Source organism: Mesorhizobium sp. M6A.T.Ce.TU.016.01.1.1, assembly GCF_003997065.1.
GTDB lineage: Bacteria > Pseudomonadota > Alphaproteobacteria > Rhizobiales > Rhizobiaceae > Mesorhizobium > Mesorhizobium mediterraneum.
The window spans coordinates 40,079-66,008 of sequence record NZ_RZTJ01000004.1 but is presented as its reverse complement, the minus strand read 5'-3'; the positions used below and the strand labels follow the sequence as shown (position 1 = coordinate 66,008).

General features: G+C 63.3%; 24 protein-coding genes. 11 read left to right on the top strand and 13 right to left on the bottom strand.

The window, feature by feature from the left end:
* Nucleotides 1-48 precede the first annotated feature (48 nt).
* The 3 genes from EOC94_RS09080 to EOC94_RS09070 all read right to left on the bottom strand — a co-directional run bounded on the left by EOC94_RS09080 (nucleotide 49) and on the right by EOC94_RS09070 (nucleotide 4,882).
* Nucleotides 49-3,528, bottom strand: coding sequence for an indolepyruvate ferredoxin oxidoreductase family protein (locus tag EOC94_RS09080; protein ID WP_127289947.1), 3,480 nt, complete (start codon nucleotides 3,526-3,528; stop codon nucleotides 49-51).
* A gap of 216 nt (nucleotides 3,529-3,744) precedes the next feature.
* On the bottom strand, nucleotides 3,745-4,278 hold the full coding sequence (locus EOC94_RS09075) for a hypothetical protein (RefSeq protein ID WP_127289945.1): 534 nt from the start codon (nucleotides 4,276-4,278) through the stop codon (nucleotides 3,745-3,747).
* Nucleotides 4,271-4,882: a CGNR zinc finger domain-containing protein gene (locus tag EOC94_RS09070; RefSeq protein ID WP_095485049.1), complete on the bottom strand. Its 612-nt coding sequence runs from the start codon at nucleotides 4,880-4,882 to the stop codon at nucleotides 4,271-4,273. Before EOC94_RS09070 ends, EOC94_RS09075 begins: the two co-directional genes overlap by 8 nt.
* A gap of 101 nt (nucleotides 4,883-4,983) precedes the next feature.
* On the opposite strand from EOC94_RS09070, the gene EOC94_RS09065 reads away from it, so the two are divergent.
* From EOC94_RS09065 to EOC94_RS09050, 4 genes are all read left to right on the top strand, one after another.
* On the top strand, nucleotides 4,984-5,889 hold the full coding sequence (locus tag EOC94_RS09065; protein ID WP_126103923.1) for a branched-chain amino acid ABC transporter permease: 906 nt from the start codon (nucleotides 4,984-4,986) through the stop codon (nucleotides 5,887-5,889).
* Nucleotides 5,890-6,143: 254 nt separating this feature from the next.
* Nucleotides 6,144-6,749 (top strand): TRAP transporter small permease subunit, encoded by a 606-nt coding sequence (locus EOC94_RS09060; protein ID WP_127289943.1) that lies wholly within the window; start codon nucleotides 6,144-6,146, stop codon nucleotides 6,747-6,749.
* Nucleotides 6,749-8,512, top strand: a complete 1,764-nt coding sequence (locus EOC94_RS09055) for a TRAP transporter large permease subunit (RefSeq protein WP_127290419.1) — start codon at nucleotides 6,749-6,751, stop codon at nucleotides 8,510-8,512. The genes EOC94_RS09060 and EOC94_RS09055 overlap by 1 nt, the downstream gene beginning before the upstream one ends.
* 19 nt (nucleotides 8,513-8,531) lie before the next feature.
* The gene (locus EOC94_RS09050; RefSeq protein ID WP_127289941.1) at nucleotides 8,532-9,554 is read left to right on the top strand and encodes a zinc-dependent alcohol dehydrogenase family protein; all 1,023 of its coding nucleotides are present in this window, start codon (nucleotides 8,532-8,534) and stop codon (nucleotides 9,552-9,554) included.
* Between the two features lie 61 nt (nucleotides 9,555-9,615).
* Here EOC94_RS09050 and EOC94_RS09045 read toward each other — a convergent pair whose 3' ends face one another.
* Nucleotides 9,616-10,725, bottom strand: coding sequence for a TRAP transporter substrate-binding protein (locus tag EOC94_RS09045; protein WP_126103926.1), 1,110 nt, complete (start codon nucleotides 10,723-10,725; stop codon nucleotides 9,616-9,618).
* Between the two features lie 286 nt (nucleotides 10,726-11,011).
* On the opposite strand from EOC94_RS09045, the gene EOC94_RS09040 reads away from it, so the two are divergent.
* The gene (locus EOC94_RS09040) at nucleotides 11,012-11,785 is read left to right on the top strand and encodes a gamma-glutamyl-gamma-aminobutyrate hydrolase family protein (RefSeq protein WP_095484375.1); all 774 of its coding nucleotides are present in this window, start codon (nucleotides 11,012-11,014) and stop codon (nucleotides 11,783-11,785) included.
* Between the two features lie 48 nt (nucleotides 11,786-11,833).
* Here the strand turns inward: EOC94_RS09040 and EOC94_RS09035 are convergent, their stop codons facing one another.
* From EOC94_RS09035 to EOC94_RS09010, 6 genes are all read right to left on the bottom strand, one after another.
* Complete coding sequence (locus EOC94_RS09035) at nucleotides 11,834-12,508, bottom strand: outer membrane protein (protein WP_185928196.1); 675 nt, start codon at nucleotides 12,506-12,508, stop codon at nucleotides 11,834-11,836.
* 346 nt (nucleotides 12,509-12,854) lie between these two features.
* Nucleotides 12,855-13,241 (bottom strand): hypothetical protein, encoded by a 387-nt coding sequence (locus tag EOC94_RS09030; RefSeq protein WP_095484377.1) that lies wholly within the window; start codon nucleotides 13,239-13,241, stop codon nucleotides 12,855-12,857.
* A gap of 84 nt (nucleotides 13,242-13,325) precedes the next feature.
* The gene (locus EOC94_RS09025; protein ID WP_127289937.1) at nucleotides 13,326-14,306 is read right to left on the bottom strand and encodes a 2-hydroxyacid dehydrogenase; all 981 of its coding nucleotides are present in this window, start codon (nucleotides 14,304-14,306) and stop codon (nucleotides 13,326-13,328) included.
* Nucleotides 14,303-15,325, bottom strand: a complete 1,023-nt coding sequence (locus EOC94_RS09020) for a LacI family DNA-binding transcriptional regulator (RefSeq protein ID WP_095484379.1) — start codon at nucleotides 15,323-15,325, stop codon at nucleotides 14,303-14,305. The genes EOC94_RS09025 and EOC94_RS09020 overlap by 4 nt, the downstream gene beginning before the upstream one ends.
* A 69-nt stretch (nucleotides 15,326-15,394) precedes the next feature.
* Nucleotides 15,395-16,279 carry a DMT family transporter gene (locus EOC94_RS09015; protein WP_185928195.1) on the bottom strand — a complete coding sequence of 295 codons (885 nt, stop codon included), beginning with the start codon at nucleotides 16,277-16,279 and terminating at the stop codon, nucleotides 15,395-15,397.
* Nucleotides 16,280-16,430: 151 nt separating this feature from the next.
* Complete coding sequence (locus EOC94_RS09010; RefSeq protein WP_095484381.1) at nucleotides 16,431-16,838, bottom strand: DUF2000 family protein; 408 nt, start codon at nucleotides 16,836-16,838, stop codon at nucleotides 16,431-16,433.
* A gap of 35 nt (nucleotides 16,839-16,873) precedes the next feature.
* On the opposite strand from EOC94_RS09010, the gene EOC94_RS09005 reads away from it, so the two are divergent.
* Nucleotides 16,874-17,752 (top strand): AraC family transcriptional regulator, encoded by an 879-nt coding sequence (locus tag EOC94_RS09005; RefSeq protein ID WP_127289933.1) that lies wholly within the window; start codon nucleotides 16,874-16,876, stop codon nucleotides 17,750-17,752.
* A 16-nt stretch (nucleotides 17,753-17,768) separates the two neighbouring features.
* Here the strand turns inward: EOC94_RS09005 and EOC94_RS09000 are convergent, their stop codons facing one another.
* Together EOC94_RS09000 and EOC94_RS08995 are read right to left on the bottom strand one after the other, a co-directional pair.
* A complete protein-coding gene (locus EOC94_RS09000) occupies nucleotides 17,769-18,239 on the bottom strand; it encodes a MarR family winged helix-turn-helix transcriptional regulator (protein WP_095484383.1) in 471 nt (156 codons plus the stop codon).
* A gap of 220 nt (nucleotides 18,240-18,459) precedes the next feature.
* Nucleotides 18,460-19,188, bottom strand: a complete 729-nt coding sequence (locus EOC94_RS08995) for an intradiol ring-cleavage dioxygenase (protein ID WP_127289931.1) — start codon at nucleotides 19,186-19,188, stop codon at nucleotides 18,460-18,462.
* A gap of 177 nt (nucleotides 19,189-19,365) precedes the next feature.
* On the opposite strand from EOC94_RS08995, the gene EOC94_RS08990 reads away from it, so the two are divergent.
* Both EOC94_RS08990 and EOC94_RS08985 read left to right on the top strand, forming a co-directional pair.
* The gene (locus EOC94_RS08990; RefSeq protein ID WP_127289929.1) at nucleotides 19,366-20,430 is read left to right on the top strand and encodes a GTP-binding protein; all 1,065 of its coding nucleotides are present in this window, start codon (nucleotides 19,366-19,368) and stop codon (nucleotides 20,428-20,430) included.
* Nucleotides 20,431-20,690: 260 nt separating this feature from the next.
* A complete protein-coding gene (locus tag EOC94_RS08985; RefSeq protein WP_127289927.1) occupies nucleotides 20,691-21,665 on the top strand; it encodes a WD40 repeat domain-containing protein in 975 nt (324 codons plus the stop codon).
* Between the two features lie 13 nt (nucleotides 21,666-21,678).
* Here EOC94_RS08985 and EOC94_RS08980 read toward each other — a convergent pair whose 3' ends face one another.
* Nucleotides 21,679-22,134, bottom strand: a complete 456-nt coding sequence (locus tag EOC94_RS08980; protein WP_127289925.1) for a hypothetical protein — start codon at nucleotides 22,132-22,134, stop codon at nucleotides 21,679-21,681.
* A gap of 167 nt (nucleotides 22,135-22,301) precedes the next feature.
* Between EOC94_RS08980 and EOC94_RS08975 the strand changes: the two genes are divergently transcribed.
* From EOC94_RS08975 to EOC94_RS08965, 3 genes are all read left to right on the top strand, one after another.
* Entirely contained in the window at nucleotides 22,302-23,684 is a 1,383-nt protein-coding gene (locus EOC94_RS08975) for an aspartate aminotransferase family protein (protein WP_127289923.1), read from the top strand.
* A gap of 13 nt (nucleotides 23,685-23,697) precedes the next feature.
* A complete protein-coding gene (locus tag EOC94_RS08970) occupies nucleotides 23,698-25,119 on the top strand; it encodes a glutamine synthetase family protein (protein WP_127289921.1) in 1,422 nt (473 codons plus the stop codon).
* A gap of 76 nt (nucleotides 25,120-25,195) precedes the next feature.
* The gene (locus tag EOC94_RS08965) at nucleotides 25,196-25,930 is read left to right on the top strand and encodes a UdgX family uracil-DNA binding protein (protein WP_337126997.1); all 735 of its coding nucleotides are present in this window, start codon (nucleotides 25,196-25,198) and stop codon (nucleotides 25,928-25,930) included.

The following is a 25,930-nucleotide window of genomic DNA, read 5'->3' as shown; positions in this document are numbered from 1 at the left end:
CCCGTTGACCCAACGTGAGGCAGGTTTCAGGTAAATAGGGCATATCGATCACTCGGCGGCCTGGAGTTCCCGCCGTACCGGCGTCTTTGCCAACCGATCGAGCAGCCTCTGGCGCTCGCCAGCGGCCTTTTCGGCACTGGCCTGCCTGACGTGACCATAGCCACGAATGAGCGCCGGCACCGAGGCAAGCGCTGCGGCGGCCTCGACCTTGCCCGGCGCGAGTGCTGCGGCGACAAGCTCCAGGTCAGCCTCGTACTGCACAAGAAGCTGCCGTTCCATACGCCTCTCGGTGCTGTAGCCGAACACATCGAAGACCGTGCCGCGCAATCCTTTCATCGCTGCCAGCAGGCGAAACCCCTTCATCATCCAGGGACCGAAGCTCGATTTCCTCGGCTTGCCATCCTTGCCGCGCCTGCCCATGATTGGCGGCGCGAGATGAAATTCCAGGCTGTCGTAGCTCTGGAACTGCTTGCCCAGCTCGGCGGCGAAGGAGCCGTCGGTATAGAGCCTCGCCACCTCGTATTCGTCCTTGATCGCCATCAGCTTGAACAGGTTCCTCGCGGCGGCCTCGGTCACATTGGTCGAACCGGGCACCGCCTTGGCTTCAGCCTTGCGCAGCGCGGCCAGTCTGTCGGCATAGCGCTTGCCATAGGCGGCGCTTTGATAGGCGGTGAGGAAGGCGACGCGGCGGGCTATGATGTCGTCCAGCGTTTCGGCGACAGCGGCCGTCTGTGCAGTCTTGCCCGGCTGGGCAACGAGGCCGCGCACGAAATCCGGCTGGTGGGCGGCACGGCGGCCCCAGCGGAAGGCTGAGACGTTCATCGCCACGGCCTGGCCGTTGAGCTCGATCGCCTTTTCGACTGCCTCGGCTGACAGCGGCAAGCCGCCATGCTGGAAGGCGAAGCCGAGCATGAACATGTTGGCGCCGAGCGAGCTGCCGAACAGCGCGGTGGCGGTGCGGGTGGCATCGAAGAAATGCGCCTTATCCTCGCCGGCGGCAGTGCGGATCGCCTTTTTCAGCCGCTCGACAGGCAGCGAGAAATCCGCCGAACGGGTAAACTCGCCGGGCATGATCTCGGCGGTGTTGGCGAGGAAGATCGTGTGGCCTTCGCGCACCGCGGCGAGCACCTTCTGGGCGCCCGACACGACGAGGTCGCAGCCTAGCACGAGGTCGGCCTTCCCGGCCGAAACACGGATGGCATGGATATCGTCCGGGCTCTGCGCGATGCGGACATGGGTGAACACCGAGCCGCCCTTCTGGGCAAGGCCGGCCATGTCGATCATGCCGCAGCCCTTGTCTTCGAGATGGGCCGCCATGCCGAGCACCGCGCCGATGGTGACGACGCCGGTGCCGCCGACGCCGTCGATGATCGCCGCCCAGCCTTGTTCGCCGAGCGGAAATTCGGCGGGCGCGGGCACGCCGTCGAGCGGATCGGTCGTGCCGGCCATACCCTCGGCCTTCCTGATCTTGGCGCCATGCACGGTGACGAAGGACGGGCAGAACCCGTTGATGCAGGAGAAATCCTTGTTGCAGCTCGACTGGTCGATCCTGCGCTTGCGGCCGAATTCGGTCTCGACCGGCTGGATCGACACGCAATTCGACTGCACCCCGCAATCGCCGCAGCCTTCGCAGACCAACTCGTTGATGAAGACGCGCTTGTCGGGATCGGGGAAGGTGCCGCGCTTGCGGCGGCGGCGCTTTTCGGCGGCGCAGGTCTGGTCGTAGATCAGCACGGATGTGCCCCTGACCGCGCGCAATTCGCGCTGGACGAGGTCGAGGTCGTCGCGATGATGGATGGTGGCGCCGGCGGGGAATTCGACCTTGCCGGCATATTTGTCCGGCTCGTCGGTGACGATGGCGATGCGCTCGACGCCCTCGGCGCGCACCTGCCTGGCGATCATGTCCACCGTCAGGCCGCCCTCGTGCGGCTGGCCGCCGGTCATGGCGACGGCGTCGTTGTAGAGGATCTTGTAGGTGATGTTGGCGTCGGTCGACAGCGCAAAGCGGATCGCCAGCGCGCCGGAGTGGTTGTAGGTGCCGTCGCCGAGATTCTGGAAGATGTGGTCGCGCTTCGAGAACGGCGCTTGGCCGACCCATTGCGCGCCCTCGCCACCCATGGCGGTGAAACCAACGGTGTTGCGGTCCATCCAAAGCGCCATGAAATGGCAGCCGATGCCGGCGGCGGCGAGCGAGCCGTCCGGCACCTTGGTCGAGGAATTGTGCGGGCAGCCGGAGCAGAAGAAGGGCGTGCGCGAGGCGATGTCTGACGTGTCGGCGAGCATCGCCTGGAACTGGCGAAGTTTCGCCACCCGTGCGGCAATCTCGTCCGACGGACCGATCGTTCGCAAGATCCTCTCGCCGAGCGCTATGGCGATGTCGTTGGGATCGAGGGCGCCCTTGGCCGGGAACAGCCCGTCGCCGCGCTCGTCCTTCTTGCCGACGATGACCGGCTGCGTGGCGGTGCCGTAAAGGTTCTCGCGCAGTTGCACCTCGATCAGCGAGCGTTTCTCCTCGACGACGACGACGGTGTCGAGGCCGCGAGCGAAGTCGGCGATGTGCTGCAGGTCAAGTGGCCACGGGCAGCCGACCTTGAACAGCCTGATGCCGATGCGGTTGGCGGCGACCTCGTCGACGCCGATGTCTTCCAGCGCCTGGCGAACGTCAAGATAGCTCTTGCCGATGGTGACGATGCCAAGCTTCGGGGCACGTCCACCGGAATAGACGATCCGGTTCAGCCCGTTGGCATGGATGAAGGCCGAAGCGGCGGCGCGCTTGTATTCATGCAGCCGCTCTTCCTGGCCGAGCATGTCGATCTCGTTGCGGATGTTGAGACCGCCGGGCGGCATGTCGAAGTCCGGGACGACGATATCGAGCCGTTCGAGCGCGGCATCGACCGAAGCCGTCGATTCGATGTTGTCCTTGACGCATTTGATCGCCGCCCAGGTGCCGGCGAAACGCGACATGGCAAAGCCGTAGAGCCCGTAGTCGATGATCTCCTGAACCCCGGCCGGATTGAGAATCGGCACCATGGTGTCGACGAACAGGAATTCGGTGGCGTGCGCGTTGGTCGAGGATTCGGCCATGTGGTCGTCGCCCATCAGGGCAAGCACGCCGCCATATCTGGACGAGCCGGCGAGATTGGCATGGCGGAACACGTCGCCGGAGCGGTCGACGCCCGGTCCCTTGCCGTACCAGACTGAAAAGACGCCGTCATGCGTGCCCTCGCCGAGCAATTCGGCCTGCTGCGATCCCCAGCAGGCGGTGGCTGCCAGTTCCTCGTTGAGACCGGGCTGAAAGACGATGTCCGACTGGGCGAGCTGCTTCCTGGCCTTCCAAAGCTGCATGTCGAGCCCGCCGAGCGGCGAGCCGCGATAGCCGGAGACGAAGCCGGCAGTGTTCAGGCCAGCCCGCCGGTCGCGCTCGCGCTGCATCAGAAGCATACGGATGACCGCCTGCGCGCCGGAAAGGAAGATGCGCTCCTTTCCCAAGTCGAACTTGTCGTCGAGCGCGACATCATGCAGCGTCATTAGGCATTTCCTCTGCGGAGGCCGCAAGCACAGCCAACGTCGGGAGCGGATGCTACAGTGTTTCTCCCCTTGCCGGGCAGGTCAAACAAAATCGAAGATACCAAGGCGAAGCGCAACAAACGATCCGGTCCGCGCCCGATGGTGTAAGAAACCGCACACCGGTTGCTCGCCAGCGCAATGAAAATTCCGGCCGCAGCCGATACCGGCGGCGACGCGTCAGCCGGTCTTCGAACAGTCGGGCTTAGGCGCGCCCGGCAGCTTGCCGTCAGGATGGCCGGCAAGCTCGGGGTTGGGCGTATAGAGCTGGTCGATGACCAACGGCCGGTCGGGCAGGACCGATTGGTCCTGCGTCGACATCAGCGTGGTGTCGATCTTCTGGAGAACCGTACCGTCGGCATCCTTGATGCTGATCGAGATCGCATAGGGCTTGTCCTTGACGATGCAGAAAAGCGCCGGGCTCTCGAGCGACACCTTGCCGAGCTTCGGCCAGACTTTCTGCTCGACGACCAACGGCTCGCCGCCGGCCGGATTCTGGAAGCTGGCGACCGCGACCTGCCCTTCCTGCATAGGCTGCAACGGTCTCAGCGTGACGACATAGGTCGCCCTTGCGAGGCGGTAGTTGAAGACGAACAGCTTGCCGGAGATCTCGAACAATCTGCCTTCGCCGTCCCTGCCGGTATCGCGGCAGGCGCTGAGCATCGTCGCTGCCACGAGCGCGGCACCGACCAGACGCAAGATTTTCCTAGACATTGGCTGTCCCTCCGGCTGCCGTTCGGCGGCGACGATAATGGCGGCTCGCCTTCTGGCGGTTGCCGCACACCGCCATGTCGCACCAAAGACGGCTGGAATTGCGGCTTCGGTCGAGGAACAGCCAAGTGCAGTTGGGGCAGACCCTCAACCTAGCGACGGTGTCGCCCTGTAGCAGCGACAGTGCCGAAACCGCCAGTGCCGCCTCGAAGGCGATAGGCGTCGCCGGATCGCCGAACGGCCGTCCCGGCGCACGAATTTCGGTGCGGCTGTGCGCGAGACCCTCGGCGCAGGCCTCCAGGAAGCCAGGCAGATCGCCCGTGGCGACCGCGCCTTTCGACGCCGCACCACGAAACAGCCGGTCGGTCGTCTCGCGGATCGCCAGCACGACCGGCGCGATCTTACCCGGCAACGGCGCTTCGAGCCGCCTGCCGCCAAGCTCGGCGGCGCGAAAGACGCTTGCCGCGTCGGCGAAACGGGCGATCTCTGCCGGATCTTTGAGCCGGTCGAAGGTTTTCTGGGGATCGCCACGCAGCACGACGGTGTTCGCCGTATCGAGTGCAAGAAGGCCACCAGTGAAGCGGTGCGGAGTCCAGGAAACCGTCATGAGCGCCATTTCTAACCGATAAATCGCGTTTGACAAGTTAGATTACCCGATGCAAATCTGCTTCGCATGGACGCGGTTTTCCGCGATCCAAGGACGTTCGCATGCTCTATTTCTTCCAGCAGGTCCTGAACGGACTGCATTCCGGCGCGCTCTATGCGCTGCTCGCCTTCGGCTATGTGCTGACCAACGGCATTCTGCACCGGACGAACCTCGCCTACGGCGCGCTGTTCGCCTTTTGCGGACAGACGATGATCCTCACCGCAGCCTTCGGCTATCAGGCCCTGTGGCTGACCCTGTTCGCGGCCGTCGCGCTCGGCATTGTCGCTGCGTTCCTGTATGCGGCGCTGATCAGCCATGTCCTGTCGCGTAGCATCTTCGAGCCGCTGGTCGACCGCACGCCCAACGCGATTGTGGTGACGACGCTGGGCATATTGCTGCTCCTGTCAGAGGTAAGCCGCATCGCCGCCAATACCCACGACCTGTGGCTGCCGCCAATGCTGGCCCAGCCCATCATTTTTGCGCGGGGAGCCAATTTCAATGCCACGCTGACGCTCATCCAGTTGCTCGACTGCGCAGTCGTCGCGGCAACCATAGGGCTCGCCGCCTGGATGTTCGCCCGCTCTAGCTTCGGCCGGCGCTGGCGCGCCGTGTCCGACGACCCCAAAGCCGCGGCCATGTGCGGCGTCGATGTGCGCGCGGTGTTTCGGCACGCAGTGCTCGCCGGCGGCCTTTGCGCGGCGCTGGCCGGCGTCCTTGCCGGCCTTTACTATGGCAACATCAGCTTCGGCTCCGGCCTGGTCTACGGGCTGAAAATCCTTTTCGTGACGGCGGTGGGCGGCTATCTCTCGCCGTTGCGGGCAGCACTTGGCGCTGCCGCCTTCGGCATGGCCGAATCGCTCTGGGCCGGCTATTTCCCGGTCGAGTGGCGCGACGCCTGGATGTATCTGTTCCTCGTCGCCATGCTGGTGCTGGTCGGCGCCGGCCGCGACCAGAGCAAGATTGCCTGAACCGCCTCGGGCTTTGGTAGACTTTGGTTGCATGACGCTCGGTCAGGCGGCTGTTTCGCCCTTGCTCACCTCACAAGATTGTTTACTCGGCTTGCGCCGTGTTGACCCGCCGGGCCACGCACGGCATACCGTTGGGCCACAGCGGCGCGACGAAAAACAAGCGGGAATCGGCCGCCGCTGACACTTTGAGTCACGCATCGTGCTTTCCGAAAATCGACACCGATTTTCGGGCCGATGCGTAAAGGGAGGAATGCATGGCAGGGCTTCTCGCTCTATCCAGAACCATTGACCGTGTGAACGAATTCATCGGCAGATGGGTGTCGTGGCTGATCCTGCTGGCAATTCTGGTCAGCGCCGCCAATGCCATCATCCGCAAGACGTTCGACATGTCGTCGAACGCCTGGCTGGAACTGCAGTGGTATTTGTTCGGCGCCGCCTTCATGCTGGCCGCCGCCTATACGCTGAAGCAGAACGACCATATCCGCATCGACATCGTCTACGGCATGTTCTCGCGCCGCGTGCAGCATTGGATCGACCTTCTCGGTCACCTCTTTTTCCTGATGCCGTTCGTGACGCTGATGGTGATCTATTTCGTCCCCTATGTTTCGCTGTCGTTTCGCAGCGGCGAAATGTCGAACAATTCAGGCGGGCTGATCATCTGGCCGGCGAAGGCGATCCTGCTGGTAGGCTTTTTCCTGCTCGCGCTCCAGGGCATCTCCGAGATCATCAAGAAGATTGCCATCATGCGCGGCGACATGGACGATCCCACGCCGTTCATATCGGTGCATGAGCAGGCCGAACTCGAAGCGAAAGCGCTCGCCGACGAAGCGAAGGCGCTCGCCGAAGAGGTGCGCTCGTGATGGAGTTCATCGCCCAGAACATGGCGCCGATCATGTTCGCCTCGCTGATCATCTTCCTGCTGATCGGCTATCCGGTCGCGTTTTCGCTCGCCGCCAACGGCCTCATGTTCTTCTTCATCGGAGTGCTGCTGTCTCCCTATTCGGGCGGCTCGATCAATCTCGCCTGGCCGCTGCTGCACGCACTGCCGGACAATTTCTACGGCAGCCGGGTGATGTCGAACGACACGCTGCTGGCCATCCCGTTCTTCACCTTCATGGGCATCGTGCTCGAACGATCGGGCATGGCCGAGGACCTCCTCGACACGATCGGCCAATTGTTCGGACCGATCCGCGGCGGCCTCGCCTATGCCGTGATTTTCGTCGGCGCGCTGCTTGCCGCAACCACGGGTGTGGTGGCTGCTTCCGTCATCGCGATGGGCCTGATCTCCCTGCCGATCATGCTGCGCTACGGCTATGATCGCCGTGTAGCGTCCGGCGTCATTGCCGCATCGGGCACGCTCGCCCAGATCATTCCGCCCTCGCTGGTGCTGATCGTTCTGGCCGACCAACTCGGCCGCTCGGTTGGCGACATGTATGCGGGCGCGCTGATTCCGGGGCTGGTTCTGACCGGCCTTTACACGATGTATATCGTGATCATGTCGATCGTCCGGCCGAAATCGATGCCGGCCCTGCCGCTGGAGGCCCGCACGCTCGGCCACGGTGTCCTGTCGCTGCTGTTCGCGGTGCTGGCGGCAGTCGTGGTTTCCTACGCGGCGTATCGCTATCTTGCGCCCTCGCAGGGCCAAAACGCCGACATTCTCGGCGCCACCATCGGCGTGATCCTCATCTATGTCGTGGCGATCGCCGACCAGCGCCTGAACATCAACATGATGTCGCGGCTGGCGCAGCAGGTGATCATCGTGCTGATCCCGCCGCTGGCGCTGATCTTCCTGGTGTTGGGCACCATCTTTCTGGGCATCGCGACACCGACCGAGGGCGGCGCCATGGGCGCTGTCGGCGCGCTGATCATGGCGGCAATGAAGGGGCGGCTGTCGCTGGATGTGATCAAGCAGGCGCTGGCGTCCACGACGCGGCTGTCGTCCTTCGTGCTGTTCATCCTGATCGGCGCGCGGGTGTTCTCGCTGACCTTCTACGGCGTCAACGGCCATATCTGGGTCGAGCACCTCCTGACCTCGCTGCCGGGTGGCGAAGTCGGCTTCCTGATCGGGGTGAACATCCTCGTCTTCTTGCTCGCCTTCTTCCTCGATTTCTTCGAGCTCGCCTTCATCATCGTGCCGCTTTTGGCGCCGGCCGCCGACAAGCTCGGCATCGACCTGATCTGGTTCGGCGTGCTGCTCGGCGTCAACATGCAGACCAGCTTCATGCATCCACCCTTCGGCTTCGCGCTGTTCTACCTACGTTCGGTCGCCGCCCGCGTGCCCTATCTCGACCGCCTCACCGGCAAGCAGATCGCGCCGGTGACAACCGGCCAGATCTATTGGGGGGCGGTTCCCTTCGTTTGCATCCAGGTCATCATGATCGGGTTGACCATCGCCTTCCCGCAGATGGTGATGCATTACAAGGGCACGCCAGTCGATCCGGGCACGATCGATTACCAGGTGCCGGAAACGCCAAGCCTGTCGCCGCTCGGCGCACCGCCGGCGGATGGCGGCACGGCGCCGACTGCACCGGATCTGTCGCAGCCGCCGAGTTTCGGTGAACCGCCGCCTGCCAAGCCAGCAGCGCCGGCACCCGATCTGTCCCAACCGCCGAGTTTCAATTGATGCCGGAGGCCCAACAGACATGAGAGCGGTGCGGCTGGAGGGCGTGGGCAGCATTGCCCTGCGCGAGGTCGGCAAACCATCCGCCGGGCCGGATGACCTCCTGGTGCGGATCGAGGCGTGCGGCGTCTGCGGCACCGACCGGCATCTTTTCCATGGCGAATTTCCCTGTACGCCGCCGGTGACGCTCGGACATGAATTCTCCGGGATCGTCGAGGCGATTGGAGCCGCTGTGTCTAGCTTTTCGGTCGGCGATCGCGTCACCGGCGATCCCAACATCGCCTGCGGGCGCTGTCCGCACTGCCATGCCGGTCGCATCAATCTCTGCCATAATCTGATTGCCATCGGCATCCGCCGCGACGGCGGTTTCGCCGAATATGTCGTGCTGCCTCAGAAGCAGGCTTTTCTCCTTCCGAAAGACCTGAAGCCGACGCATGGCGCGTTCTGCGAACCGCTTGGCTGCTGCCTGCATGGCATGGACCTGGCCCGGATAAAACCCGGCTCCTCGGTCGCCGTGCTTGGCGGCGGCGTGATCGGCCTGCTCACCGTGCAACTGGCGAGGCTTGCCGGCGCGACCACAATCATCCTGTCGACGCGCCAGGCCTCGCGGCGTGCCCTCGCCGAAGAATTGGGCGCAACAGCGACGGTCGACCCCAGCGCTTGCGATATTGTCGATACGGTCGGCGGCCCGTCGGGTCTGCTGCCGGGCGGCGTCGATGTGGTGTTCGAATGTGCTGGCGTAAGAGAGACGGTCGAGCAATCGATGCGGCTCGCCAGGGCCGGCGGCACAATCGTCGTCGTCGGCGTGATGCCTCAAGGCATGAAGGCGGAATTCGAACCCTTCGACCTGCTGTTCCGGGAATTGAAGGTTCTGGGCTCGTTCCTCAATCCGTTTACGCATCGCCGGGCCGCCGATCTCATCGCCTCGGGTGCGATCGAGATCGACAAGCTCATCTCACGGCAGGTAACGCTTGAGGAGGCGGCCGCGGTGATCGCCAACCCGCCTGCGCCAGGTGAAGTCAAGGTGGTGGTGGTGCCGCGCTGATCGGCAAATCGAAATGTTACGGCGCCACGCGTCCGAAGAACGTGTGGCGCCGTGACTGTTGTCAGAGCTTGCCGGTGCGCTGCTGGACCATCATGAAGGTGTCGTAATTGTATTCGGCCACCTGCGCCCAGAGATAGTGCTCCTTGCGGAAGGCTTTGATCGAGTCCCAGATCTTCTTGAACGGCGCGTTCGAGGCTTCCATCTCGGCATAGACCTCGTTCGCCTTTTCGAAGCAGGCTGCCAAGATTTCCGGGCTGAACGGGCGCAATTTGGCGCCCCCGGACACCAGCCGCCTCACGGCCGCCGGATTCAGATAGTCGTATTTCTGCAGCATGTTGGCGTCGGCGGCCTGCGCGGCGGTGTGCACCAGCGCCCTGTAAGCCGGCGAAAGCTCTTCGTATTTCGCCTTGTTGAACATCAAATGGACGGTCGGTCCGCCTTCCCACCAGCCGGGATAATAATAGTTGGGCGCGACCTTGTAGAAGCCGAGTTTCTCATCGTCATAGGGGCCGACCCATTCGGCGGCATCGATGGTGCCTTTTTCCAGCGCTGGATAGATATCGCCGCCGGCGATCTGCTGCGGCACGACGCCGAGCCTTTGCACCACTTTGCCGGCAAAGCCACCGATGCGCATCTTGAGGCCCGAAAGGTCGGCGACCGTGTTGATCTCCTTGCGGAACCAGCCGCCCATCTGCACGCCGGTATTGCCGCCCGGCAAGCCAAAAAGACCCTGCGTGGCCAGAAACTCGTTGAACAGGTCGATGCCGCCGCCGTGGTAATGCCAGGCATTGATGCCGCGTGCGTTGAGCGAGAACGGAACCGCGGCGCCCAGTGCCCATGTCGGATCCTTGCCCCAATAATAATATGCCACCGTATGGCAGGCCTCGACGGTGCCGGCGGTGGTGGCGTCCGCAACCTGCAGGCCGGGCACGAGTTCACCGGCGGCAAAGACCTGGACCTGGAAATTGCCGTCGGTCGCCTCCGAAAGCATCTTGGAAAAGACCTCGGCGCCGCCATAGATCGTGTCCAGGGATTTCGGGAAGGACGACGCCAGGCGCCATGTCACTTTCGGATTGGATTGAGCGATGGCCGGCGCGGCAAGCGCTGCTGTAGCCGCAGCGGCGCCCACACCGGTCGCGCCGGCCTTGCGGATGAATGATCGACGATCCATGAAGTCCTCCCTATTGGATCAACAGACCGACGTACGGAAAATGCTCTGTTCCCCGGATCGGCTTCGCGGCAAACAATACACGGGCAAGAAGTCGAGTCCAGCTTGGCAGCCGGTTTTGCCGGCGGCGTTTCCACGAAATTCGCGAGGTGAGCGCGCCTCCTGCAACTATAGTCTAACGACCGCTCCGTGGCCCATGCGACATGCCGAAACTTGTCATGGCAAAGCGCGTTCGGATCGCCTATTTTAAAGGCAGAATATGTCCCTGCACTGAATGGACCCGGATAAAATGCAGCAGCCGCTCGTCGCCATATCGACCGACGTCCGCCAGTTCGACAACTACACCTGGCATGCCGCTCCGCAGCAATATCTGGAGGCGGCGCTTTCGGCCGCCGGCGTGTTCCCGTTGCTTGTGCCGTCCTTCGGCGACCGGCTCGATTTCGATGAACTCCTGTCATCGGTCGACGGCGTCATGGTCACCGGCTCGAAGTCCAATGTGCATCCGTCGCTCTACGGCGGCGATGCCAGCGAGGCCAATGGTCCCTACGATCCTGCCCGCGACGCCACGACGCTGCCGTTGATCCGCAAGGCAGTTGAGCGCGGCGTGCCGCTGCTCGCCATCTGCCGTGGCATCCAGGAGATGAATGTGGCGCTGGGCGGCACGCTGGCGACCGAAATCCAGGAGCGCGAGGGTTCGCTGGACCATCGCGCGCCGGCGAGCGACAATCAGGACGAACGTTTCGCCATCCGCCAAGCCATTTCGATCAAGCCCGGAAGCTGCCTCGCCGGTGTGTTCGGGGCGGGCGACATAATGGTCAACTCGGTGCATCGCCAGGCCGTCGACCGGCTCGGCCCGAAGCTGCAGATAGAGGCGGTCGCCAGCGACGGCACGGTCGAGGCGGTTTCGGTGCGGGACGCCCGCGCCTTCGCCGTCGGCGTCCAGTGGCATCCCGAATACTGGGTCAAGTCGGACAGCGTCTCGGCAAGGATATTCCGTGCCTTCGGCGACGCCGTGCGCCTGCACGCCGCGGCGAAATCCGGCGCGCGCGCCGCCGCGGAATAGACGATCGCGGGGTCCGGCCCTTGGCGCAGAACCCGCGATCAACCCATATCAGAATTTGTAGCTGACGCCGAAGCGAACAGATTGAGTGGTCACTTCGGTCGGGTAAAGGAATTCACTGTCGGTCGCCGGATTGTCAGTGAACGTGCCGAAATCGCTGTAGCGGTACTCGACGCGCGTCGTCCAGTTTTGCGCGAAGGCATATTCGACACCGGCGCCCAGCGTCCACCCTGCCTTCGTATGGGAAGAACTGTCAGTCGTTGTGCCATCGTCATATTTGGTGTCGAAGTGAGCAACCGCGAGACCGCCCGTGGCGTACAGGAGGGCCGGTCCCATCGCGTAGCCGAGACGCGCCCGCAGCGAACCCTGAACGTCGATATCGGTTTTGATATTGCCGGCAAAGGTCGAATCAACGGAGCCACTCGCTCCCGAGGCTTCGATATCGGCTTCAACACCGAGAACGATCGAATTGAAGGCCTGATTATAGCCGATGTGAATACCGCCTATCACTCCGTCAGCTTTCCAGGAGTCAGCCCAGTCGGAAAAACTGGGGTCCAAGATATCCACGTCGTGACTATCGACGTCGCCCCAGCCGTACCCCAGTTGTGCACCCACATAGAAGCCGCTCCATTCGTAGCCCACCGGAGCCGCGGCAATCGAGTCAGCAGCAAAAGCGCTGCCCGAAACGGCCAAGAGAATAGTCGATGCGAGTAGGATCGATTTCACGTAAGTGCCCCCTAATTGAATGGGGCATAACGATCGCGCTTCGGTTGCAATGCAAGCGCTTACGTGTCCTGAAGCTTCTTTCTAACCTGGCGTTGCAGAAAGGCCACGCTTTTCTGCCGAATGCCGCTCTCCGGCTAGGCCTTTGATGCTCACCTACACGGTTTCCGCCATCGGGATCAGCAGCCGGCGGTCGACTAGCTTGGCCCGAAGCTGCAGATCGAGGCGGCCGCCACCGACGGCACGATCGTCACAGTCGGAGAGCGTCTCGGCAAAGATACTCCGCGCCTTCGGCGATGTGGTACACTAACAAGCTATGGCAAAATCGGGCGCGCTGCCGCGGAATAGTTCAGTTGCTGGCCGCCAGCGACATCAGCGGCAGGGCCGGTGCGTAGGATTCATAACCGTCGCCGTCGGCGATGGCGAAAGTGACGATCGGGTCGATGCCGTTCGCGCTGAAGGCGATCGTGTCGTCATCCTGCTCACGCCAGAATTTCGCGCGCTCGATGCCGGGTAAAATCCGGCGGCAGTTCGCAGCGACCGTCAGCAGCGACAGGCCATCGGAAATTTCGGCACCGCGCTTGACCGCGCAGGACGCTTCGTCGCCATTGGCCACCAGCTTGTAGCTGCCGGACGGCGGCGTTGGCTCACTGGCTGCTTCGCCACCACCGCCGCGAAGCAGCTGAACGCTACCGAACAGCGCGGCGGCCGCCATCAATGCGGCAAGTGCTTTCATCCTGTATTCTCTGCTTATTTGGCGAGAGATACAGAATGATTTCAAAGCGTTAAGCCGACGTTAATAAATATGAAAGGTCACCGCTTAGCTCTGCGCCTTTACCTTTTCCGTCTCCGGCACCGGCGTCAGCGCCTTTCCCCGGGAAAACCAGGAAACCAGATTGTCGACGCACAGATCGGCCATGGCGCGGCGGGTATGTTCCGAGGCCGAGCCGACATGCGGCAAAAGCGAGGTGTTGGGGGCGGCGAGCAGCGCCTGCAGCACGTTCGGCTCGTCGGCGAAGACGTCGAGCCCAGCAGCGGCAATGGTGCCGTCGGCAAGGGCTGCGGCAAGGGCTGCCTCGTCCACCGTGCTGCCACGGCCGATGTTGACGAAGACGCCGTCAGCGCCCAACGCCGACAGGATCTCGGCGTTGACCGCTTTTTCGGTCGAGGCGCCGCCGGGCGCTACCGAGATCAGCGTGTCGACCGCCTCGGCAAGGCCTTTCAGGGTCTGGTGATAGTCGTAGGGCAGGCCTTCGACTTGGCGCCGGTTGTGGTAGGCGATCGGCAGGCCAAAGGCCTCCAGCCGCCGGGCAATGGCGAGACCGATGCGGCCCATGCCGAAGATGCCAACGCCGCGGCCGCGCAAGGTCAGCCGGCTTAGCGGATAGTTGCCTTTGCGCTTCCAACTGCCGTCGCGCAGCCAGGTCTCGGCGCGTGGCAGATCGCGGACGGTGTTGATCAGCAGCCCGAGCGCCGTGTCGGCGACCTCCTCGGTCAGCACGTCAGGCGTGTTGGTCACCATGATGCCTCGCTGCGCGGCGTGACGGACATCGACCGAATCATAGCCGACACCGAAATTGGCGATGATCTCGAGGTTCGGCAACGCATCCATCAGTGCGGCATTTATGCCGCCAAAGGCGGCAATGCCGCGCACCGAGCGGCGCAGCTCATCGGTGACCAGTGACGCATCGGGCCGTTCGATCCCCACGCGGCTAAACGTCCGGTCGATGCGACCGACCGCGTGGTCGTTGAATTGGCCCGGCACCAGAATGGCGACTGTTTGCTGTTCGGCTTCTGTCATGCACGTTCCACCGGTTTGCCGGTCGACTGGCGCACATGCAGTTCCGGCTTGATCAGTTCCTGCGACGGCCGCACCATCTGCCCATTGAGCTTGTCGAGCAGCGCGCTGGCGGCGCGGCGACCGACCTCGCGCTGGCCGTTCCAGACGGTGGTCAGCGCCGGCGTCGCGATCGCGGCCTCCTCGAGATCGTCATAGCCGGTGACGGATATGTCAATGCCCGGCACCAGCCCGGCGCGCGCGATGCCGTTCATCAGGCCGATGGCGACGAGGTCGTTCCAGCAGCAGGCCGCGGTAGGCTTGTCCTTCAGCGCCAGGAACTGCCCAGCGGCTTCGAAGCCGGCCTGCTTGGTGCGCGGACCGGCGATGCGCCAGGACGGCCTGACCTCCAGCCCGGCCGCCTCCATGGCATTGACATAGCCTTGGTAGCGGTCGCGGCCGGTCGAGGTCTGGTCGGTGCCCCCGACCATGGCGATGCGCTTGTGCCCGAGCGAGATCAGATGGTTGGTGGCAAGCGCGGTGCCGTAGGCATCGTCGCCGCGAAACACCGGCACGTCGGCGCCTTCGACGGTGCGCGCGATCAGCACCGCCGGCAAGCCGTTTTCCTCGGCCATCAGGATGTCTTCGGGCGGCGTGCCGATGGCCGGCGACATGATGACGCCGTCGGCGCCGAGTTGCAAAAGCGTGTCGATGAAGGTGCGCTGCTTTTCGAGCTGGTCGTAATGGTTCGACAGGATGAAGGTCTGCCGGCTGCGATCGAGCTCGCTTTCGATCGAGCGCAGTATCTCGGCGAAGAAGGGATTCATGATGTCGTGAACGACAACGCCGACGATGCCCGAGCGCGAGGTGCGCAGGCTGGCGGCGCGGCGATTGTAGATATAGCCGATGGCGCGGGCATGTTCCTTGATGCGGTCACGGGTGGTTCCGGCGACCAGCGGGCTGTCGCGCAGGGCTAGCGAAACCGTGGCCGTGGACACGCTGAGCGCGTCCGCGATCGTCGAAAGCTTGATCTTCTGTGCCAGCGCTCTTCGCTCCCCGAGCTTCTTTAAACTGTTTAAAGGCGGGCTCTTATGCCATCGATCGGGAGCAAATCAAAGTTTTTTTGCCAGCGCTTCCATCTCGACGTCGAGGGCGGCGCGATTGCGCACGCGGAGCCTGTGCTCGCGATGGACGATGTAAAGGCCGCTGGCGACGATGACGGCCGCGCCGACGAGCGTCCACCAATCGGGGAACTGGTTGAAGACAATCCAGCCGGCAATGATCATCCAGATCATCTGCGAATAGGGATAGGGGGCCAGTGCCGTGGTGGTGGCGAGACGATAGGCCTGAACCAGGAGCCAGTGGCCGATTGCGCCGAAGACGCCAAGCATCAGCAAGATGAACCAGTGCCAGCCATCCTGCGGCAGGGAGAGCGAAAACGGCAGCATCGGCAGGAGCAGCACGGCGGGCGCCAGCGCCGAAAAGAGGATGAGGCTCTCCGAGGTTTCCGTGGCCGACATGCGCCGCGTCATGATGACGTAGAAACAGTTCGACAGCATCGAGCCTAGCGCGAAGAGGTGGCCAAGGCCAAAGACGCCAACGCCCGGCCGGGTGATGATGAGGACGCCGACGAAGCCGCTCAGGATCGCCAGCCAGCGCCGCCAGCCGGCCCATTCGCCGAGCAGCGGACCGGCGAGTGCTGTGATCACCATCGGCGCGAAGAAGTAAATCGAGGTGGTTTCGGCCAGTTGCAGGGTCCGCAGCGCCATGACGTTGCAAATGGTCGATCCGAACAGGAAGGCGCCGCGCAGGATATGCGCTGGCAAATTGTTGGCGCGAAAGCGCGCCGGCTCGCGCCATCCGCGGAGAAAGATACCGACAAGCACGACGTGGACGGCGAAGCGAGCCCAGGCGACGATCAACGCCGAGGCCCCGGCCAGGACAAGATATTTGCTGCTGGTGTCCAGAAAGGTAAAAAACACATAGACGGAAAGCATGCAAAGGATCGCCGCCGGAGGCGTCGCGCTTTCTTCTTGTGTTGGGGGAGCAGTCAATTTCGGGCCGGATAGTGAGGTAGAGCCCACCTTTGCGGGAATTGCCACTTGCCGGCAAGCCAAAAAGACCGACTACGATTTTCGGGCCGATGCACTAGGGATGCATACGGGCGCCCTTGGTGATCTTGTCGACAAGCTTCTTTTCGGCGCGCAGCGCGATGCCGACGACCTTGGCGTCGTCGGGCGCGAATTCGGCAAAGACGGCGCGGTTGGCGGCATCGTGTCCAGTCGAAAACATTTCGTCGACGTAGAGCGAAGTTGTCACGCCGCGGTCCAGCGCCCGCCGGTGGATCGCACTGAGCGTCGGGCGGTCGGCCGAAAGCACGATGACCGGCTGGATCGAGAGCGGGTTATAAATGTTGCCGGCGCGGTCGCGATAGGGTTCGCCGATGATTTCTGTATACTGCGCGACGATGCCGCTGGTCAGGAAGGCGGTGACATTGAGCTTTTGCCAGACGGGAAGATCGTCCTGCAGCACGATTGCAAATTTCGTATCGAACATGAGACATTTACCATTCAAGGTTTGCGAATGAAGCGATGTCACACGGTCTAGATGGCGAGGCCTTTCAGGGTCTTGGACGTTTGTGCGTTGACGTGGCTGAAAACTGCGTCATCTCGGCCCCCGATTCCGTCGGCATGGAGCGTATCGAGGCACGGTTCCACGGCAGCGCCTTCGATCTCCATCGTCACGATACCTACGCCATCGGCGTGACGCTGCATGGCGTGCAGACCTTCCGTTATCGCGGCGCGACGCATCACAGCCTGCCCGGCCAGATTATCGTGCTGCATCCCGACGAATTGCACGACGGCGGTGCCGGCACCGAAGACGGCCTGCGTTACAGGATGCTTTATCTGGAGCCGTCCGTCGTGCTGGACTGCCTCGATACGATCAACGCACCGCTGCCTTTCGTCAGGGATGCCGTGGTGACGGATCCAGTTTTCCGCACGAGGCTGCTTTCGGCGCTGGGGCCTTTGGACCAGAAGCTGGACGATCTTTTTGTCGCCGACTTCATTGCCCAGCTGATGCAAAGCCTGACACGGCATGCAGGCCTGCCGGCGAAACCGATCCCAAGGACAGCCTGGCGGGCAGCCAGCCTGGCACGCGACTATCTGGAAGAAAATGTTTTCCGTATCGTCCGTTCCGAGGAGCTGGAGGCGATCACCGGGCTGGATCGCTACGCCCTATCGCGGCATTTCCGTGCCGCCTTCTCCACCAGCCCGCATCGCTTTCTCTTGATGCGCCGGCTTCAACGGGCACGCCGCATGATCGAGGCGAACGAACCATTGGCGCAGATCGCGATTGCGGCCGGCTTCAGTGACCAAAGTCATTTTATCAGGCACTTCAAGAAGGCGTTCGGCGTCACGCCGGGCCGCTGGTCGGCCTTGATCCATGGGTCGTCGGCAGCGGCTGCCTGATGGCGTCAGCCGCGGATCATTCGTCGGCGTCGATCTCGTCGTCGACGAGAACCATCTCCCCGTTCGAGAGGTTCGCCTCAACGCGGGCGAGCAGCTTGAACAGCGCCTTCTGGTCCTTTTTGTCGAGACCTTTCAGCGCCTGCTTCTCGGTCTTCTTCACCGATTTCTCGATGGCGTGAATGATTTCGCGGCCGGTGTCGGTCAGGAAGATATGGGCCTGGCGGGCATCGGCGGCCGAGGCGCGCTTTTCCAGGAAACCCTGCGCCTGAAGCCGGTTGATGGTCTTGGTGATGGTCGGCGGGCGAACACCGAGGCGGCCGGCAAGATTGCCGGGCGTCTGCCCGTCCTCGCGGTCGAGCGCCAGCATGATCTGGTCCTGGCCGGCATAAAAGCCGTGCCCTAGGAGCCGCGCCGCCAGCGCAGTACGTGCCAGCCGCGCCGCCGAATGCAGCCGGCTCATTGTCGCAGTTTTGTCCGCCTTGGCCATGGTCATCCCTCTTCGGCCGAACCGGTGCGGACAGCATAGAGGCAGCCGCCCGGTTGGCAATCGACGATCAAAAAGATCCGGCTCTGCAAAACAGCTTTGCCGGCAAGCAATGCGATGTCCGCCGTGGCTAATGCCAGATGTTTATTTCAGTTAGATGACAAACGACTTTTCAGTGCAGGTGGGAGCTTTCCGCAGGAGCGCCGCACACACGAAACGAGACTCAATCAGCCTTTACCGCGACGATCATCAACGCCTGGTAGGCGTCCGCCACCTCACGCAGCGCCGCCTGCGACAGCGGCCCGGCGCGCCGGGCGATACCGTCCCTGGCATTCAGCGTATCCCGCCTGCCGGACCGGTCGGTGTAGGGCGCGACAGTGGTGAATATCTGCTCGCTCAGGCTGTCGGGGAAAAACAGCTGGCCGGTCATCACCGAATTGTCGTTGGGGAAGACCTTGAAGTGGATGTGGGTGGTGCGGCCGCGATACCAGCCGGGATAAATGGTGGCGAAGGAAACGATGCCGGTGTCGTCCGTCTTTTGCCAGCCGCGCAGAAAACTCTGGCCTGACGTGTCGACATCCTGGCCGTCACCTTGTCCCGGATAGCCCGAATAATGCCCCTGCGCATCGCAATGCCAGATGTCGACGCGCGCGCCGGCAAGCGGCTGGCAGCCCGCGTCGACCACCTGCAGCCGTACATTGAGGGCAATGCCCGCTTTGCCTTCGGTGATATCGGCGCGCTCGAGCTTCGGGTCGAAATAGAACGGTCCCTCGGTCGTCTCCGGCGTGATCGCGCAGACGCCGGCGCCACTATCGAACAGGGCAAGCCCGGCAAAGGGCGAGGCTTCTTCGGCCCTTGCAGCTGGAAGGAAAATGCCGCCGCCGGCAGTGACGGCGATGAGGCCGAGCGCCCGACGCCGGTTCAATGGAAATAAGGATGGATTGTCGGGCATCCGGCGCCACCTTCATTCTTGTCGAGCAACTCACCTTGTTCTTATCTAGGCAGTGAGGCCAGCCCGCACTAATGAAAGTTCGGCAATGTTGGCGACCTGTTTGGCCCATTGGTTTGCTGCGTGCAAAAGCGAGGCGCACATCCTATATGGAGCCAACAATCCTTTTCGAGGCCCAACATGAGCGATGCACAGACGACGCAGATCCCCGTAACCGTTCTCACCGGCTATCTTGGCGCCGGCAAGACCACGCTGCTCAACCGCATCCTTTCGGAAAACCACGGCAAGCGCTACGCCGTCATCGTCAATGAGTTCGGCGAGATCGGCATCGACAACGAGCTGATCGTGGAATCCGACGAGGAAATCTACGAGATGAACAATGGCTGCGTCTGCTGCACGGTGCGCGGCGACCTGATCCGCGTCGTCGAGGGCCTGATGCGCCGGCCAGGCCGCTTCGACGCCATCGTGGTCGAGACGACCGGCCTCGCCGATCCGGTGCCGGTGGCGCAGACCTTCTTCATGGACGACGATGTGCGCTCCAAGACCAGGCTCGACGCGGTGGTGGCGCTGGTCGACGCCAAGCATCTGCCATTGCGGCTGAAGGATTCCCGTGAAGCCGAGGACCAGATCGCCTTTGCCGATGTCGTCGTGCTCAACAAGACCGATCTCGTCACGCCGGAGGAGCTGAGCAAGGTCGAGGCGACGATCCGCGCGATCAACCCGGCGGCCAGGATCCACCGCACCACGCGCGCCGGCGTAGCGTTGTCCGAGGTGCTGGACCGCGGTGCCTTCGATCTTTCGCGGGCGCTGGAGAACGACCCGCATTTCCTCGAGGCGCATGACGATCATGATCACCATGAACATGACCATCACGATCACGATGGCCACCACCATGATCACGACGGGCACGATCACCATCATCACGCGCACCCTTCCGATATCCATGACGTGACGGTGCAATCGGTCTCGTTGCGCGGCGGCGAGATGGACCCGAAGAAATTCTTCCCGTGGATCGAGAAGATCACCCAGATGGAAGGCCCGAACATCCTGCGGCTGAAAGGCATCATCGCGCTCAAGGGCGATGATGAGCGCTATGTCATCCAGGGCGTGCACATGATCATCGAGGGCGACCACCAGCGCGCCTGGAAGGACGGCGAGAAGCACGAGAGCCGGCTGGTGTTCATCGGCCGCGAGCTCGATGCCGAGCGGCTGAAGAAGAGTTTTGACGCCTGCCAGGCCGCTTGATTTCCAAACCTTATAACGATAGCGCTGGCCCTTCTTCCTTCTCCCCTTGTGGGAGAAGGTGGCCGAGCGAAGCTCGGTCGGATGAGGGGTGTTCCAGCTTGGCACTGACGGCGTTTCGTCCAGCACCCCTCAACCGTCTTGGCGCTGCGCACCAATCCACCTTCTCCCACAAGGGGAGAAGGTCGCGTCGCACCTAGCCACGCTAACGATTCCTCTGCGGCGGCAAGGCGACCACAACGATCTCTAATGGAACAGCTCGCATGCCCACAGTCGCCCCGCTTGATCTCGATGGCCATTGCATCGCCGCCGTCTTCCTTGACAACGTGCCGCACTTTGCCCTGGCCGACGGCACCATCCATCGGCTCGACCATGGCCACAAGACTGTGCAGGCCAATGACGGCTTGCTCGCGGCCTTCCACGACGCGGCCAACGACCGGCTGATCACCGGCGGCGAGGACGGCAAGGTCTTTGCCGTCACCGCCGGCGGCAATGCGGCGGAACTGGCAAGCGCCGGCAAAAAATGGATCACCAGCGTCGCTGCCGGGCCGCAAGGCGCCATTGCCTACGCCTCGGGCAAGACCGCGTATGTGCGCTTCGCCGACGGCAAGACCAGGGAATTCTTGCATCCGCGTTCGGTCGAGGGGCTGGCGTTCTCGCCCAAGGGCATGCGCTTTGGCGTCGCCCGCTACAATGGCGCGACGCTGCATTTCCCGGCGGCCGACGGCAAGCCTGTCGAGCTCGAATGGGCCGGCGCCCACACCGGCATCACCTTCTCGCCGGACGGCGCCTTCCTCGTCACCACCATGCAGGAAAACGCGCTGCATGGCTGGAAGCTGGCCGACGGCAAGCACATGCGCATGAGCGGCTATCCCGGCAAGGTCAAAAGCCTGTCGTGGAGCGCCAAGGGAAAATGGCTGGCCAGTTCCGGCGCGCCGGCGGCGATCGTCTGGCCTTTTTCGGGCAAGGACGGGCCGATGGGCAAAGCGCCGCTGGAGCTCGGCACGCGCGGCAACGCCATGGTGACCTCGGTCGCTTGCCATCCAAGCCAGGACGTCGTCGCCGTCGGCTATGACGACGGCATGGTAATGGCCGTGCGCTTCACCGACGCCAAGGAAGTGCTGTTGCGCCGGCCGGGCAAGGGCGCCATCACCTCGATGATGTGGGACAGGCAAGAGCGGCGCGTCGCCTTCGGCAGTGCGGCCGGCGACTGCGGCGTTATCGATATTTCGGCATAACTAGCCGGGAGTTCTACTCGGCCCCGCAGGAGACCTTGCCGGTCAATTCGACAGGCTTGCCGTCTTTGTCCGCGGCAGCCGCGCCGTCATAGATGGCAAGCGAATAGCGCCCGTCATAGACGCCTTCCTCGCTGGCCTTGGTCAGGATCGTCAGTTCGACTGAGCTATAGGTGTTTGCGACCTCGTGCTCACGATAGACGAGCAGCCGCAGTTCCTTGCCGTCGAGCCAGTATTGCGTGAGGTTGGAATCCTCGAACATGGTCTTGCGCAGATCGTCGCCAACGGGCCTGCCAAGAATTTCGAGGTCGCCGCGGAAATTGAACGTTGGACCGCCCATGCCTCTGGTGACGCCGGCTTCGACCTCGAATTTCACCGCCGCATTATCCTCGGCTGAGCACCAGATGCCGCCGGTGGCGAAGGCCGTGCCGGCCGACAGCAGCAGCGTTGTTACACAGAAGATCGTCCGCATCTTTTCTCCCCCAAGCCACATACCCACCCGCATTGATGCTGGAGGATGCCCTGAGGTCAAGCGCCAGTCCTCTTCTATCGTGGCCGCTGAACCAATGCAGGGCGGCCGCGCGGCCAATTGCGGTTCCGGATGCCGATTGGCTAGAGTGACGTACGAGAGGGGCCTTCATGCATACAATCGACCATTCAAAGACATCCATCGGCGGCATCAGCACTGCCCGCATCGCCGATCTGCGCGAGACCGAGGCCGAAGCCTTCCGCAAGGCACGGCCAAAATCGGCAGCGAAGGCCGGCAATGGTCTGCCGGGCTTCTTCGGCGGCGTGCCGATGCACTGGATGAACGACTGGCCGACGCCATTCCCGATCCTGGTCGGCAGCGCAAAGGGCGCCACCATCACCGATATCGACGGCAACAGGCTCGACGATTTCTGCCTCGGCGATACCGGCTCGATGTTCGGCCATTCGCCGCCGCCGGTCGCCCGCGCCATCCGCCGGCAGGCTGGACGCGGCCTCACCTACATGCTGCCTTCGGAGGATGCACTCGCCATCGGCCCACTGCTGCAACAGCGCTTCGGCCTGCCGTTCTGGCAGATCGCGACGACGGCGACCGATGCCAACCGCTTTGCGCTGCGCGTTGCCCGCGCCATCACCGGCCGGGAAAAGATCCTAGTCTTCAACGGCTGCTATCACGGCTCGGTCGACGAGACGATGGTGCGGCTGGTCGACGGCAGACCGGGCAACCGGCCGGGACTGGCCGGCGAATTTCGCGACCTGACCCGGACAACCGATGTCATCGAGTTCAACGATGTGCCGGCGCTTGAGGCCGCGCTCCGGGACGGGGATATCGCCTGCGTCATCGCCGAGCCGGTGCTGACCAACTCCTGCATGGTGCTGCCAGATCATGGCTTCCACGACGCGCTGCGACGTCTCACCCACGCGGCCGGCACCCTGCTTCTGATCGACGAGACGCACACGATCTCGACCGGTCCGGGCGGCTACACCGAGAAACACGGCTTGGAGCCTGACCTGTTCGTGCTCGGCAAGCCGATCGCCGGCGGCGTTCCGGCCAGCGTGTGGGGCATGAGCGACGACGTCGCCACGCGCTATGCTGCCTATAATAGCCAGAAACAGCCAGGCTATTCCGGCATGGGCACGACGCTCTCGGCCAATCCGCTGCAATTCGCCGCAATGCGCGCCACGCTCGAAGAAGTGATGACCGACGAGAGCTACAGCCATATGGACCACCTGGCGCGGCGGCTCGACGCCGGGTTGACCGCTGTCATCGACCGCTACCGCCTGCCCTGGCATGTCGCTCGAGTCGGCGCGCGCGTCGAGTTCATCTGCGCACCCGGCCCGTTGAGGAATGACGGCGAGGCGGAAACAGCGCACGCGCCGGAGCTCGAAGCGGCGATCCATGTCGCGCTGGTCAATCGCGGCGTGCTGATCGCGCCGTTCCACAACATGATGCTGATCTCGCCGGCGACCAGCGCCACCCAGGTCAACCGCCTGATCACCGCCTTCGGCGCGGTTGCGGCAAGGCTCGCGGCATGAGACAAGCTAGCGCATGAGAGAAGCGCACAAGCAAACTTTGAACGCCATCATCGCCTCCCCTTCGGGCTCGACGCCCGCCGAGGCGCAAACCTTTCTCGACGCCCACCCGGAGATCGAAGCGTTCGACATCGTGCTGACTGACGCCAATGGTGTCGGCCGCGGCAAGATCGTGCGCCGGCACGAGTTGATGAGCATCTTCGAGGGCGGCCGGCACATGCCGATATCCATCCTCGGCCTCGATATCACCGGCGAGGACGTTCACGAGACCGGACTGATCTGGACGACCGGCGACGGCGACCTGCGGGCATGGCCGATCCCCGGCACGCTGGTGCCGCTGTTCGGTACACAGCCGCCGCGCGGCCAGGTGCTGATGGCGATGTATCATCTCGACGGTCAGCCCATGTCCTCCGATCCGCGGCTGGCGCTGGCCCGGCAGGTGGAGATACTGGCGGCCAAGGGCCTGCATCCTGCCGGCGCCTTCGAGCTCGAATTCTTCCTGCTCGCCAACGAGCGCGACGCCGACGGTAAGGTGCGACCGGCGAACGCGGTCCTCGACGGCCGACGCTCGGCCAAGACCGAGGTCTATTCCGTCGACCATCTGCACGGCATGGAACCGCTGTTTTCCGACATCTATGCCGCGGCCAAGGTGCAAGGCATCCCGGCCGAGACGGTCATTTCCGAATATGCGCCCGGCCAGTACGAGCTGACGCTGAACTATCGCCAGGATGTGATGCAGGCGGCCGATGATCTCGTCATGCTGAAGCGGCTGGTGCGGGCACAGGCGCGCCGCCACGGCGTCACCGCTTGCTTCATGGCCAAGCCGATCGAGAAATATGCCGGCTCCGGCATGCATTTCCATGTCTCGCTGCAGGACAAGGCCGGCAAGAACGTCTTCGCTGAAGCCAGCGGCGAGACCTGGTCCTTGCCGCTGCTGCGCGGACTGGGCGGCCTCATCCAGACCATGGCCGAATCGATGCTGGTGTTCGCACCGCACGCCAATTCATGGCGTCGCTTCGTCTCGCAATCCTATGCCCCAGTGGCGCCGACCTGGGGCGTCAACAACCGCTCGGTGGCGCTGCGCGTGCCGGCAGGCGATGCGAAAAACCGGCGCATCGAGCACCGGCCGTCGGGCGTCGACGCAAACCCCTATCTGGTCGCCGCTACCGTGCTGGCCGGCATCACCAGGGGTCTCGACGAAGGACTCGACCCCGGCCCCGAAACCACCGGCAATGGCTACGAATCGGCAATCACGCGCACGACCATGCCGGTAGACTGGCGCGCCGCGATCGAGGCCGCTCGCGCGTCGACGTTCCTCAAAGGAGCGTTGGGCGAAGACCTGCACCGGACATTCGTTGCGATCAAGCAATCCGAATATCTGCGGGTGGCGCGCACCGTCAGCGAGTTGGATTATCATCTCTATCTGCATGAGGTGTGAGGATCGCATCGCCGGTCATTCTCCCGGCGAAAGCCGGGTCCGAGCTATTTGAAGGAACCTTTCCGGGGCTTCGCTCATTCCGCATCTGATCGCAGCAGCGGACAAGGCCGCATCAGCCATGATCGCCAGGATGCAGACAAATCCCGCGCCACGCCACGCCAAGGTGCAGGCAAGACGCTGGCCCAAGCCTGAATTGCCTGAGACGGCGGAAGACGACGGCGCAAGCACCATTCCCGAACTCAGCGAAGTGGCGAAAGCCTGCCGCCGATGTTCACTGTGGCGCAATGCGACACAGACCGTGTTCGGCGAAGGCCCTGATAAGGCCAAGGTGATTTTCGTCGGTGAACAGCCCGGCGACCAGGAGGATCTGGCCGGCAAACCTTTCGTCGGGCCTGCTGGCAAGGTCTTCGACGCAATCCTGGACGAAGCCGGCGTCGACCGGCTGAAAGTCTATGTCACCAACGCGGTCAAGCATTTCAAATTCGAGCCGCGCGGCAAGCGGCGCATCCACTCCAAGCCGAATGCCGGCGAGGTGCAGGCCTGCCGCTGGTGGCTCGACAAAGAGCTCGATCTGGTAAAACCCAATCTGGCTGTGGCGCTCGGCGCAACGGCGGCGCAGTCACTGCTCGGTAAAGTCGTGCCGATCATGAAGATGCGCGGCGCGGTCGTGGAGCGCGAGGATGGCCTGCGTGTGTTCGTCACGATCCATCCGTCCTTCATCCTGCGTATCCGCGAGCCGGCGGACAAACAGGCCGAACGCGAGCGGTTCCTGAAGGATATGAAGGCGGTGAAGACGCTGATGGCCGCCTGA